Here is a 13,305-nt window from a genome sequence, read left to right on the forward strand (position 1 = left end):
CGTCCGAAACAACGTGAATTTGCCAGAAGAAACCTTTCGCATACGGTGGTTTCCAAACGTAAGTTACTACAGTTGGTTGAGGAAAATCATGTTTCCGGATGGGATGATCCAAGAATGTCGACCATTTCCGGGATGCGAAGAAGAGGGTATACGCCGGCTTCCATCCGAAATTTTGCTGAAACCATCGGAATTGCAAAACGCGATAACCTAATCGACGTTTCTTTATTGGAATTCTGTGTTCGTGAGGATTTGAACAAAGTAGCGCCGCGCGTTATGGCGGTTATTGATCCGGTAAAATTGGTAATCACCAACTATCCGGAAGGAAAAACCGAGTGGCTTGACGCGGAAAACAATCCCGAAGAAGAAGTGATGACGTTCAGAAAAGTACCTTTTTCAAAAGAACTATATATTGAAAGAGAGGACTTTTTAGAAGAAGCAAGCAGTAAATTTTTCCGTTTGACTTTAGGAAAAGAAGTCCGTTTGAAAAATGCCTATATCATTAAAGGTGAAAGCGTTGTAAAAGATGCCGACGGTAAAATCACCGAAATTCACGTAACGTACGATGACGACAGCCGAAGCGGAAGCGGAAGCGAAGCCAGCAACCGTAAAGTGGCGGGAACGATTCACTGGGTTTCGGTGGAACATGCAGTGAAAGCGGAAATCCGATTGTACGACCGATTGTTCATCGATGAATCTCCGGACACACATAAAGATAAAAACTTCCTTGATTTTGTGAATCCGAATTCCTTGAAAACGGTTACCGGATTTGTAGAACCGAGCTTGGCTGATGCGAAAGAAGGAGACGGTTTCCAGTTCCAGAGAACAGGTTATTTCTGCGTAGACAGAGACAGTACAGCCGATAATTTAGTGTTCAACAAGACGGTGGATTTGAAGGATTCCTGGGAAGAAAAAGGAAAAAAAGAGGAAAACACCATCAATAATTCACTGAAGGAAATAAATAAATACTTCAAAGTGAACACCTTGGAAGAAAGAACTGCCATTGAAAATACGATTGGTGAAAACATCAAAACCATCAACAATTACAGTCTGCTTCAAAATTCACTGAAGAAAAATGTAAACAACAACAAGAGTTCGCTGTTGTTTGCCAATTTTATCCTGAAATATTCCGAAAGTATAAAAGCTTCGGATGTTGATAGCGAACTGCTTCAAAAATTGTATACCATGTCTTTAAAAAGTGAATCGCCATTTGTTCGATTGGAGGGAATTCAAAATCTAAAAAAAGACTATTCGAATTTTGATGCATTCAAAAGCCTGCTTTCAGAAATGAAATCAACCGAAAAAAATGAAGACGTTTTACACTTGCTTTCTGAAATGGTGTAACGAAAACAAATCATAAATTTTATCAATTAAAAACCTGCCTAAACGGCAGGTTTTTTTATTATTGATATTTTAAATATTAATTTAAATTTTAATTGAATTTATCTATTAAAATTGTCTCTCATAAATTTATTCTCCGCTATTTAAAAAAAATGGAAAGGTGTTTCTATAACTAATTGCAGTTTGTCCTCTAAAAAACGTTTTAAATCGATTTTTTGTTTTTCGAACCCAATTATTAACGGCCGATTAACGAAAATTTGCTTTCGAATAAGTAATTTTAAAGTTAGTAATCAAAATCGTACTATCATGTCTGACAACACAGGAAAAACAGTATTGGCCCTTTTGGCAGGTGCGGCAATCGGGGCCGGCCTCGGAATTTTATTTGCCCCTGATAAAGGTTCTGAAACAAGAAGAAAAATCAAAGAAGGTTTTGACCACGAAAAAGACGTTTTAAAACATCGCTTGAGTGAAGTTACGGATAATATCAAATCGAAATTTTCAAAAGCAAAAATGGATCTGGAAAGTGAAGTCGACCATTTACTTGACCACAGCGATCATAAAAAAGAAGAAATAATTGAAGCCCTGGAAAAAAAATTGGCCGATTTGAAAAACAGGGCTGCAAACGCCAATAAATAAATATGCCTTTTGAAAACCTGAAACAAAAAGCCGAAGATATTCAGGGAAACCTGAAAAATGCCATCGACAGCAGTGTTGAATACTACAAATTGTGGTTGTTTAAAATCTTTATGAAATCGACAACCATGGTGGTGCGGGTACTGTTGGTTTTGGTATTTTTCCTGTTTTTCCTGTTTTTCGCTTCGATGGGATTAGCACTATATTTAGGAAATCTGATGGATAATACCATTTTGGGTTTTATAACTGTGAGTGTTATTTATCTGCTACTGGCATTTATCGCCTACCTGATAAAAGATAAAATCGTGGAAGGCAGCGTGTTGGAAAAATTTTCGAAAATATTTTTTAACGAATAGTCCGTTGTATGAAACCAAAGGTATATTCCTCCTATGAAGAAATCGATCGCGATTTGGAAATCTTGAAACTTCAGAAAGAAATCGATGTGCGAAAATTGGCCCTTTCCATGGAAAAAACACTGGAAGGAATAACCCCCATGGGAATGGTTAAGAACTTTTTAGGAAATACCGGGGCGCTTATTAATAAATCAGATGTAGTGGCAGGGGTACTGAAAAATATCGTGGTACCATTGATAATCAGTAAATTCATGAAATATTTGAAATAAAAAAAGAGGTCTTTCGACCTCTTTCTTTGTTTATTAATATGTTGTTATTCCGTATCAGACGGGTTAAAATCCGTTGAAGTATGATCGTCTTTTTTTCTGATACGTTTCGGAGCATTCTTCATAGCTTCCCCTACCTGGTTGCTCGCAGCAAAAGAAACGACCATGTTGTTTAGCATATCGCTGGCAGCTTGAGGTGAGTTCGGCAATAAAATCAAATTCGAATTGGTATCGGCACCAACGGCTTGCAATGTATCATAGTGCTGTGTCACAACGATTAAGGCCGATGCTTCCTGCGAATTAATACCTACTTCATTTAATTGATTCACCGATTCTACCAATCCGCGTGCAATCTCACGACGCTGATCGGCAATACCCTGACCTTGTAAACGTTTGCTTTCCGCTTCCGCTTTTGCTTTAGCTACGATTCGGATTCGTTGTGCTTCTGCTTCATATTCTGCCGCGGTTTTTTCACGATCGGCAGCGTTGATACGGTTCATGGCATTTTTTACCTGGATGTCCGGATCGATATCGGTCACCAGGGTATTGATGATTTCATATCCGTAAGTAGTCATAGCTTCATTCAATTCACGTTTAACCGCAATGGCGATATCGTCCTTTCTTTCGAAAACATCATCCAAAATTAACTTTGGCACTTCGGCACGCACCACATCAAATACATACGAAGTAATCTGATCGTGTGGATATTCCAATTTATAAAAAGCATCATACACTTTATCCTGCAATACTTTAAACTGAACGGATACTTTCATTTTCACGAATACGTTATCCTTGGTTTTCGTCTCAATGATAACATCCAACTGCTGGATTCTCAAATTTACGCGTCCGGCAATTCGATCAAAAACCGGTATTTTGATCTGCAAACCGGATTGTCTGATGCTATTAAACTTTCCGAAACGCTCAACAATTACGGCCGTTTGCTGCTTAACGGTAAAAAAAGAGGCCAGAAACAAAAAGAATCCGATCACCAATAAAATAGGAATTGTTATCATAATAAAGAGTTTAGTTATTTATAGGATTATACGGATGCTTCCGGTAAATGTTACAATTGTTACTGAAATAAGTTTACATTTGACAAAATTTCAGATTTTCTTCAGATGAAAAAACTACCTATTATTTCATTATTATTGGTTGCTTTACAGGGTTTTGCACAATATGGCTATCGTGACGGAAACCGTATCGGGATTTATGCCGGTGTGAATCAAACTTCTTTAATGACATCGAATTTTGATGCCAAACCCGAGATGGGCTGGTCGGCCGGAATGCAGGTTCGCGGTAATTATTACAATGATTTCAGCATGATTTTCGGAATGCAGTTTTCAGAATATAATTTTTCAGTGGCCACACTTTCCCCTACTATGCAAAAGGAAGATGTTAAATACAAACTGATGAATGGCCAAATCCGATTATTGCTTAGTTATAATGTGGTTAAAGATCATGTTTCCATAGATTTAGGTCCGGTACTTCAGTTCAATGATAAATTGAAATTGGACGGTAAATATGAAACCAATCTTTTAGAAAACAATGTCAACTTAACGGCAAAGGATATTACGGACATCACTAAAATAAACGGTAATCTTTATATGGGGATCAGTGCCGGAAACCGACGTGTGCGTGTTTTGCTGAATTACCAGTACGGTTTAAACAACATTCTGAACAACCTTAATGAAAAGGAGGAACTCACATTAAAGAACAATGGCGATTTTAAAGGACATATTGGTATTTTAACAGGGCAGTTATTGTTTAATTTGTAAGTGATATTTAAAAAAATAACACATAAAATCGGGCAAGTATTCAGTATATTTGGCCGATTTTTTATTTAAACTTTAACCCAATTCCAAATGAAAAAAATTCTTTTACTTGTGATTGGTTCTTTTGTTTTTGCCGGGTGTGAAAACAAAGAGCCAATAAATTGTTATCTTCCAAACCCTAGTATCAGCAGTAATTCGCCGGTAATGTCAGGCGATGAAATAGAACTTTCCTCAACAATAGAACTTTCTGCAACATATGAACCTGCACCAGATGTTGTATACGAGTGGACTGGACCTAATGGTTTTCAATCCAATTTACCAAATCCCATTATTCCGGATGCCACAGTTGCCATGGAGGGGACATACAAACTTAAAATTACTCGAGGAATCTGTACATCAGAAGAAATTAGTACAACAGTGGATATTATTAACAATATTGCTACTTGTGATCAAAACGATGATACCGCAACATTCACAGGTATTGGCGTTTCCAATTTTTATTTTAGTAGTACATTCTATGAAAATAATGAATTGACAATCTATGCTGGTGACTCAAATTCCCAAGTAAGAGTTACTTTCGCTCATTTTGATTCTGCAGATACTGGCGCTTATACTATTGTTGATAAAAACACGGCTTTGACTCATGGTAATGTTCATGTAGAATTTATTCACAGCGATGTATTGCATTATTACGCGAAAAGTGGTGATGTTATGGTATCTAAAGATTTGAATAATAATATTACAATAAAATTCTGTAGTGTTCCTTTTTCATTTTCCACAAACACATCTACAGATACTGTTGGTTCAGCATTGTTTACCTATATCGATTAACGTAATTACATATGAAAAAAATACTTTCATTATTGTTGTTTTTGGTAACATGTGGAGCCTTTGCTCAAACCACTTACTTTTTTGATAAAAAAGGAAAGAAAACTGTAATGCGTGACGATACAGTAGATATAATCGTTGTTGACGAACGTCTTACTTATGCAGAAGATGGCAAGGACTGGGAAAAATACATCAGATTCAAAGATCTTGATTATGCGGTAATCGGTCCGATGCTATTCAAATCTTTCAAATTAACCACTGCAAAAGGAAAAACAAAGAAGGAAACTGCCTACTTTGTGATAACTGAATCTGAAGAAAAAAAACTACTGTGCTATACCTATACCGTTGTTGGAAAATATACCTCAATAGACTATTACAATATCTATTTTGTTGACAACAACAACCAAATATTGGATTATATTGAATTCAATACTTCTAATATTTTTATCGGGGCCCGCGCTAAAATTACTCCTTTCATGAATAAACATTTTTCAAATTGTGAAACTGTAATGAACCGTTTTAACGAATTTGAGGATAACGATGACAAACACCTTAACATTTTAGGTTTCTTTAGTAAACCTTATCATTTAAAATGCAACTAAAAATGAAAAAATATATACTTTATACTATTACTTCTCTACTATTAACATTTATTACTCATGCACAGGCACCCAGAGCTTGGTATGCAAGTGCGGGTATTTCACAAACTGAATTAAAATCCGACGATTTGTTAGCAGATCCTGGACTTGGTTATAAACTTGGACTCGTTTTTACTATGGGTTATCATGAAAATTATAATTATCAGATTGAATTTGGTTATAATCACAGAACATTCAATTTAAAATCACTTGAAAGTGATTTTCAAACCGTTAGTGATGTAAAATATTATTCTGGTACTCTTGATCTTGGTGCCTATTTTAATTACTATATCATAAAACCGGATCAGGATACTTTTTTTGTTGGACCTCAAGCTGGATTCAATATTGGTTTTTTGGGTGAATTTACACCTTCAATGTCGGAAGATGTGTCAAATGAAATATATTTACCTTATTTGTTAGACGAAGATAGTTTTATGAACATGCCTCAAGTAAATTATGATCTTGGATTTGGTCTTACTGGTGGGTATAATGATTTTAAATTCGATTTACGTTATACTTTAGGAATGAACAATCGTTTAAGCGGTGTTCAAACCGACAGTTATGATGAGAATCATAATTACACTGGAAAAGAACTGGAAGGAAAATTAAATTCCGTTTCTTTGAACATTTCTTATGCTTTTTTGAAAAGGATTAAAAAAAGAAAATAAAATTATTTAATAAAAAAGCCCTGAAATTCAGGGCTTTTTTTATTATTATAAACTTGCTATCGCTTTCTGTAATCTGACAATGGTTTCTTCTTTTCCAATCATTTCCACGATATCAAAAAGATGCGGTCCTTTCAAAGCGCCCACCAAACTCAATCGGAACGGCTGCATCACTTTACCCATCCCTATTTCGTTTTTCGTCATCCAGTCTTTTACAATCGTTTCGATATTCATCGAGGTAAAATCACCTATGTTCTCCAAAACCGAAATCAGTTCCTGCATCAGATGCGGTGTTTCCTCTTTCCAGTTTTTAGCCGCTTTTTCATCGTAGGCAGTTGGTGCTACAAAGAAGAAATCGCTCAATTCGTATAAATCGGTTACAAAAGTCGCGCGTTCTTTCACCGAAGCCACCACTTTAGTCACATAATCGCTATTGGTTTCAATTCCTTTTTCGGTTAAAATCGGTATGAATTTTTCTGCTAAAGAAGCATCCGACTGTAATTTAAGGTAGTGCTGATTAAACCATTTGTTTTTCTCCGGATCGAATTTTGCTCCTGCTTTGTGCACACGGTTCAAATCAAACTTCGTCACCAATTCTTCCAACGTAAATAATTCCTGCTCTGTTCCGTCATTCCATCCTAATAATGCCAGGAAGTTCACAACGGCTTCCGGGAAAAATCCTTTTTCTCTATAACCGGACGATTTTTCACCCGAAACAGAATCATTCCAATCCAACGGGAAAACCGGGAATCCTAGTTTATCTCCGTCGCGTTTCGATAATTTTCCGTTACCTACCGGTTTTAATATCAACGGTAAATGCGCAAATTGAGGCGCTTCCCAACTGAATGCTTTGTATAACAATTCGTGTAACGGTAAGGAAGGCAACCATTCTTCCCCACGAATAACGTGTGAAGTTTCCATCAAATGATCATCTACAATGTTCGCCAAGTGGTACGTTGGCATCCCATCACTTTTAAACAATACTTTATCGTCTAATAGGTTAGTGTCAAACTTGATGTCACCACGGATAATGTCTTTCAGCTGTAACGTTTCGTTAACCGGCGTTTTGAATCGGATCACGAATTCTTCACCCGCTGCGATTCGTTCCGCTACTTTTTCAGCCGAATTCGTAAGCGAATTGTCTAAGTGTTCACGGACTGTATGATTGTAAATGAATGTTTTTCCTTCTTCTTCGGCATTTTTTCTTAACTGATCCAAATCGGAAGCCGAATCAAATGCATAATAGGCCCACCCGCTTTCAATTAACTGATCGGCATATTGTTTATATAATGGTTTACGCTCGCTTTGACGGTACGGGCCAAACTTTTCGTTTTTACCTACGGTTTCATCCGGCGCAATTCCCAACCATTCCAAAGCTTCCATAATATATTGTTCTGCTCCGGGAACAAATCGGTTTTGATCGGTATCCTCTATACGTATGTAAAAAGTTCCACCATGTTTTTTTGCAAATAAATAATTGAATAAGGCCGTTCTTACACCACCTATATGTAAAGGTCCTGTTGGACTGGGTGCAAAACGCACTCTAACCGGTTTTGACATAGTATATGTATTTATCTTTTTAACAACCTCCTGATAAAGTATCAGATGGGTTGAAATGTCGTGCAAAGATACTATTTCAATACGGCAATTGGAACGATAGTGAAATTGAAATGCAATTTTAATGGACAATTTCTTTTTTTACCTTTTTTACTATTTAATTTTTAAGCATTAACAGTAATCAACAAAACTTTAAAAACGTACTGTTTCAGTAACCTGTTAAAAGCGTGCTGTTTATACAAACAGTAGCTTTTTACTAACTACATAATTGTTAATAAAATCAATTAATTTTAAAGAATTTTCTACCAAATTAACACTGGAATTTAACTATGTTAATTAAAATACAGGAATCGTTGAAAAACAGGCTTTTACCGATTAACAACATTTGTTGATAACTTAAGAAAGAATTTTACAACTGTTTTTTGTTGGTATCGGATATTTTTCTAATCAAAAAGAGGAATGAAAAAACCTAATGAAGTTTTTATATTTTACTTTTTATTTATCAAATGAAAAAGCAGAGTTATTAACAGAAATCAACTGTGTTAATTATTAAGATCATCGGTAAAAAAATACATTTCAACGATTGTTAATAACCTTAAACCTGGTATTGATTTACAAAGTTTTAACCTAAAATTTCGTTGTTAATAAACCGGTATAAAAAAGTATAAACCTAAAACAAAGCCTTTATAAATAAAGTTATACTAACTATTAACAGACTATAATAACAAATCAATTAAATTAATTTTTTAAAATTTTCTTTTGTTGTTTTTAATAGTTGTTGACAAGTTTTGAATTTAGAAGTTGGAATTTTGACTTTCCGGGTTTAACGTATTTTTTTGAATTTCGTTTCGATTTAAATTGTAGTTTTATCGGTTATAAAGGTAAAAGTGATTTTGGAAAGTAAAAATTTGATATTTCAAAAACTGGAAGAATTCATTAAGAAGTTTTATACCAATGAGTTACTCAAAGGAACATTACTTTTTATTGGATTGGGTTTGCTGTATTTCATGGGTACGTTGCTCGTGGAATACTTTCTGTGGTTGTCGCCATCGGGAAGGACAGTCCTATTCTGGTTGTTTGTGGCAGTTGAAATTTTCCTATTGCTCCGCTTTATATTGTTCCCTGTTTTCAAATTGTTTAAACTTCAGAAGGGAATTGATTATACGGATGCTTCCAAAATTATTGGTAATCATTTTTCGGAAGTAAGTGATAAGCTGACTAATTTCCTGCAGTTAAACAATCAGTCGGAACCATCCGAATTATTGGTAGCTTCCATTGAGCAGAAAGCCAACGCTTTAAAACCGATTCCTTTCGGAAATGCGATCAATCTTAAGAAGAATATTAAATTTCTGCCTTATGCCGTAATTCCGTTACTGCTTTTACTGTTGTTTTTTGTGAGCGGTAATTCGGGAGTCATTACGCAGAGTTTTGACCGAATGGTGCATTTTCAAAAACAATACACTCCTCCTGCCCCATTCGAATTCGAAATTATCAATAGTTCCTTGAAAGCAGAACAAGGTCAGGATTTCCTTCTTCAGGTACAGACCAAGGGAAAAATCGTACCCGAAAATGTCATGATCAACATTGGAGAAGAAAGTTATTATCTGGAATCTGTTAAACCTGGAGTTTTCCAGTATAAATTTGAAAAGCCTTCCTCCAATGTTGAGTTTCAGTTATCGGCCAATGAAGTTGACTCTAATTTTTACGAATTACAGGTAGTTTCTGTTCCAACGATTGCCAGTTTTGAAATGGTCGTTGCTTTTCCATCGTATCTAGGAAGAAAAACCGAAATCATTCAAGGTACCGGAAATGCTGTACTTCCCGAAGGTTCGAAAGTGACCTGGAGAGTGAATACGTTAACCACAACTGAAGTTGTTTGGAAAAGTAATGAGCAATCGGTTCCGTTTGTTAAGTCGGATTCTTATTTCAGTTTATCAAAAAATATTTTTCAAAATACTGATTACCAGATTTTTACTTCGAATCAATTGGTAAAAAACCACGAAAAACTTCATTATCAGATTACAACTGTTAAAGATCAGTATCCTACAATATCAATCGAGCAGGCTCCGGATAGTTTACATTTGAAAGGCAATATGATTTTAGGTCAGGTTTCTGATGACTATGGATTATCGAAACTACAGGTGGTTTACTATCCGAAGGATAATCAAAAATTAGCCCGAAGAGGATCTATTCCGGTTAAACAAGGTTCATTTGATCAGTTTGTGTATGGTTTTCCATCCGGATTAACACTGGAACAAGGAGTTGATTACGATTATTATTTTGAAATTTTCGATAATGACGCTTTACATAATTTCAAGAGTACGAAGTCTTCCGTTTTCAGTCACAGGGAGTTAACCGAAAATGAAAAAATTGAGGAACGTCTTCAGGAGCAGAATTCGAATATTAACAGTCTTGAAAAATCGATAAAAAATCAGGATAAGCAGTTATCTGAATTGGACAAGCTGCAGAAAATGGGTAAAGAGAAAACGAATCTTGATTTTAAAGACCAGAAGAAAGTCAAGGATTTCATCAACCGTCAAAAACAACAGGATGAAATGATGAAAGAGTTTTCAAAAAAACTGGAAGACAACCTAAAAGAATTCAATCCAGATAAGAAAGATGAATTCAAAGACGAGCTGTTAAAGCGTCTTGAAAAAAATGAAAAGGAAATAGAAAAAAACGAAAAGCTCTTAAAAGAGTTGGACGAACTGACCAACAAATTGAAAGAAGAGGAACTTTTCGAAAATGTTGATAAATTAAAACAGAACACTAAAGATCAGACGAAGAGTTTAGAGCAATTGGTAGAACTTACCAAACGTTTCTATATTGAGAAGAAAGCTGAACAAATCGCCGATAAATTAGAAGAGCTTTCTAAAAAAGAAGGCAAATTATCAGATAGCAAAGAAAATTCCGAAAAGGAACAGGATGCCATAAATAAAGATTTTGACAAACTTCAGGAAGAACTGAACGAACTTGATAAGGAAAATAAGGAGCTTAAAGCGCCTATGGATATTCCTAATGACAAGCAGGAACAGCAAAGTATCGAAGAAGATCTGAACAAAGCCAAGGAAGAATTGCAGAAAAAAAGTCCTTCCAGTGCTAAACCTAAACAAAAGTCGGCTGCCAAAAAAATGCAACAGATGAGTCAGAAAATGCAGCAGTCCATGGAAATGGGCGATATGGAGCAGATGGAAGAAGACGTTAAAATGCTTCGTCAGATTTTAGATAACCTCCTGGCCTTTTCTTTTTCCCAGGAAGATGTTATGAAAGATTTTAAATCAAACACATCGCGTACAATTGGGTTCAATAAACTTTTAAAGAAACAACAGGATCTTAAAAATCAGTTCAAACACGTTGATGACAGTCTATTCGCCATGTCGTTGCGCAACCCTAAAATATCTGAAATGATTACCAAAGAAGTGGGTAACGTTCAGTATAATGTGGATAAATCTATAGATAATTTAGCTGAAAATAATATTCCAAAAGGGGTTTCGCATCAGCAATATACCATCAGTTCTGCTAATAAACTGGCTGATTTTTTAAGTGATGCGATGAATCAAATGCAGATGGAGATGGAAATGCCAGGTCAAGGTCAGGGTAAAGGAAAACCTAAACCTGGTCAGGGTTCCGGTGGTATGCAACTAAAGGATATCATTAAGAAGCAGGAAGGTTTAGCCCAGAAGATGCAACAAGGAATGAAGAAAGGCGAAAAACCCGGGGAAGGTCAACCCGATAAAAACGGATCTAAAGGCAGTAAAGAAGGTGAAGGCGGACAGGATGGTGAGGGTGATGCCGGTGAAGTATTGGAAATTTATAAGGAACAACAACGTCTGCGTGAAGCTTTGCAGAAGGCCATGGAAAAAGAAGGTATGGGTGGTATGGGACAAAATGCTGCCAAACAGATGCAGGATATTGAAAAGCAATTATTGAATAAAGGTTTTAAAAACGAAACACTTCAAAAGATGCTTAACCTGAATCATGAGCTTTTAAAATTGGATAAAGCGATTCAGCAACAGGGTGAAGAGAACAAACGCCAATCCCAGACCAATGAGAAAGTATTTAATAATCAGACAAATAAAATTCCTCCATCACTAAAAGAATATTTTAACAGTGTTGAAATATTAAATAGACAAAGCTTACCTTTGCGCCCAAATTTTAATCAAAAGGTGCAGACCTATTTCAAAAATAATGATAAACTTTAATTACGAAACCGACTTCCAATTAGAAAACGAAGCACAGTACGAATACTGGATTTCTCGTGTTATTACTTCTGAAAGCAAGGAAGAAGGTGAGATAAGTTATATCTTTTGTGACGACGAATACCTTCTCAAAATTAACGTGGAGTACCTTAATCACGACGATTTGACCGATATCATCAGTTTTGATTATTCTGAAGGAAATATATTACACGGAGATATTTTTATATCCATTGAACGTGTTAAAGATAATGCCCTGGATTTTGGTGTTTCTTTTGAAGAAGAATTAAAAAGAGTCATCATCCATGGGGTATTACATTATTGTGGTTATAAAGACAAGAGCGAGCAAGACGAGAAAATAATGCGCTCTAAAGAAGATGAAAAAGTTTTATTGTTCCACGTGGAACAATAAGTAGAATACTAAATTAATATTGAAACAGTAAAATGTTTCACGTGGAACAATGAGTTTATTTCAAGATGTTTATGATGTAATTGTAGTGGGTGCCGGTCATGCCGGATCGGAGGCTGCGGCTGCGGCTGCGAATCTGGGTTCAAAAACACTATTGGTTACGATGAGTTTGCAGAACATTGCTCAAATGTCGTGTAATCCTGCCATGGGCGGAATTGCAAAAGGACAGATCGTTCGTGAGATTGATGCGTTGGGTGGGTATTCGGGAATCGTTTCGGATAAAACTGCCATCCAATTCAAAATGCTGAACAAATCCAAAGGACCTGCGATGTGGTCGCCTCGTGTGCAATCCGATCGTATGCGTTTCGCGGAGGAGTGGCGCTTGATGTTGGAACAGACTCCGAATCTGGATTTCTATCAGGAAATGGTTTCCGGTATCTTAACCGAGAATGGAAAAATTACCGGAATCAGAACTTCGCTTGGAATTGAAATTAAAGCCAAGACGGTTGTATTGACTAATGGAACTTTCTTAAACGGATTGATCCATATCGGAGACAAACAATTTGGTGGTGGACGTGCAGGTGAAAGTGCAGCTTACGGGATCACAGAAGATTTAGTAAAACTTGGTTTTGAATCTGGTCGAATGAAAA

At 36.0% G+C, this 13,305-nt stretch carries 13 protein-coding genes; 11 read left to right on the plus strand and 2 right to left on the minus strand.

Annotation, left to right across the window (positions count from 1 at the left end):
• The 4 genes from VLB74_RS05970 to VLB74_RS05985 form a co-directional block, all read left to right on the plus strand.
• A partial coding sequence (locus VLB74_RS05970; RefSeq protein WP_325202545.1) for a glutamate--tRNA ligase family protein occupies positions 1 to 1,341 on the plus strand: 1,341 nt, incomplete at its 5' end.
• 303 nt (positions 1,342 to 1,644) lie between these two features.
• Positions 1,645 to 1,974 carry a YtxH domain-containing protein gene (locus VLB74_RS05975; RefSeq protein ID WP_325202546.1) on the plus strand — a complete coding sequence of 110 codons (330 nt, stop codon included), beginning with the start codon at positions 1,645 to 1,647 and terminating at the stop codon, positions 1,972 to 1,974.
• 2 nt (positions 1,975 to 1,976) lie between these two features.
• Positions 1,977 to 2,327, plus strand: a complete 351-nt coding sequence (locus tag VLB74_RS05980; RefSeq protein ID WP_325202547.1) for a competence protein — start codon at positions 1,977 to 1,979, stop codon at positions 2,325 to 2,327.
• An 8-nt stretch (positions 2,328 to 2,335) separates the two neighbouring features.
• A complete protein-coding gene (locus VLB74_RS05985) occupies positions 2,336 to 2,593 on the plus strand; it encodes a DUF6327 family protein (protein WP_325202548.1) in 258 nt (85 codons plus the stop codon).
• Positions 2,594 to 2,637: 44 nt separating this feature from the next.
• On the opposite strand, the gene VLB74_RS05990 is transcribed toward VLB74_RS05985, so the two are convergent.
• Positions 2,638 to 3,603, minus strand: coding sequence for an SPFH domain-containing protein (locus VLB74_RS05990; RefSeq protein ID WP_325202549.1), 966 nt, complete (start codon positions 3,601 to 3,603; stop codon positions 2,638 to 2,640).
• A gap of 105 nt (positions 3,604 to 3,708) precedes the next feature.
• On the opposite strand from VLB74_RS05990, the gene VLB74_RS05995 reads away from it, so the two are divergent.
• The 4 genes from VLB74_RS05995 to VLB74_RS06010 all read left to right on the plus strand — a co-directional run bounded on the left by VLB74_RS05995 (position 3,709) and on the right by VLB74_RS06010 (position 6,496).
• Entirely contained in the window at positions 3,709 to 4,365 is a 657-nt protein-coding gene (locus tag VLB74_RS05995; RefSeq protein WP_325202550.1) for a PorT family protein, read from the plus strand.
• Positions 4,366 to 4,452: 87 nt separating this feature from the next.
• Entirely contained in the window at positions 4,453 to 5,193 is a 741-nt protein-coding gene (locus VLB74_RS06000; protein WP_325202551.1) for a hypothetical protein, read from the plus strand.
• A gap of 11 nt (positions 5,194 to 5,204) precedes the next feature.
• Positions 5,205 to 5,792: a hypothetical protein gene (locus tag VLB74_RS06005; RefSeq protein WP_325202552.1), complete on the plus strand. Its 588-nt coding sequence runs from the start codon at positions 5,205 to 5,207 to the stop codon at positions 5,790 to 5,792.
• A 2-nt stretch (positions 5,793 to 5,794) separates the two neighbouring features.
• A complete protein-coding gene (locus VLB74_RS06010; RefSeq protein WP_325202553.1) occupies positions 5,795 to 6,496 on the plus strand; it encodes an outer membrane beta-barrel protein in 702 nt (233 codons plus the stop codon).
• 45 nt (positions 6,497 to 6,541) lie between these two features.
• Here VLB74_RS06010 and gltX read toward each other — a convergent pair whose 3' ends face one another.
• The gene (gltX, locus tag VLB74_RS06015; protein ID WP_325202554.1) at positions 6,542 to 8,053 is read right to left on the minus strand and encodes a glutamate--tRNA ligase; all 1,512 of its coding nucleotides are present in this window, start codon (positions 8,051 to 8,053) and stop codon (positions 6,542 to 6,544) included.
• 890 nt (positions 8,054 to 8,943) lie between these two features.
• Between gltX and VLB74_RS06020 the strand changes: the two genes are divergently transcribed.
• From VLB74_RS06020 to VLB74_RS06030, 3 genes are all read left to right on the plus strand, one after another.
• Positions 8,944 to 12,252: a DUF4175 family protein gene (locus VLB74_RS06020; protein WP_325202555.1), complete on the plus strand. Its 3,309-nt coding sequence runs from the start codon at positions 8,944 to 8,946 to the stop codon at positions 12,250 to 12,252.
• Positions 12,239 to 12,658: an rRNA maturation RNase YbeY gene (ybeY, locus tag VLB74_RS06025; RefSeq protein WP_325202556.1), complete on the plus strand. Its 420-nt coding sequence runs from the start codon at positions 12,239 to 12,241 to the stop codon at positions 12,656 to 12,658. The genes VLB74_RS06020 and ybeY overlap by 14 nt, the downstream gene beginning before the upstream one ends.
• A 49-nt stretch (positions 12,659 to 12,707) precedes the next feature.
• A partial coding sequence (locus VLB74_RS06030) for an FAD-dependent oxidoreductase (protein ID WP_325202557.1) occupies positions 12,708 to 13,305 on the plus strand: 598 nt, incomplete at its 3' end.

The organism is Flavobacterium sp., from assembly GCF_035456225.1.
In the GTDB taxonomy this organism is placed as follows: domain Bacteria; phylum Bacteroidota; class Bacteroidia; order Flavobacteriales; family Flavobacteriaceae; genus Flavobacterium.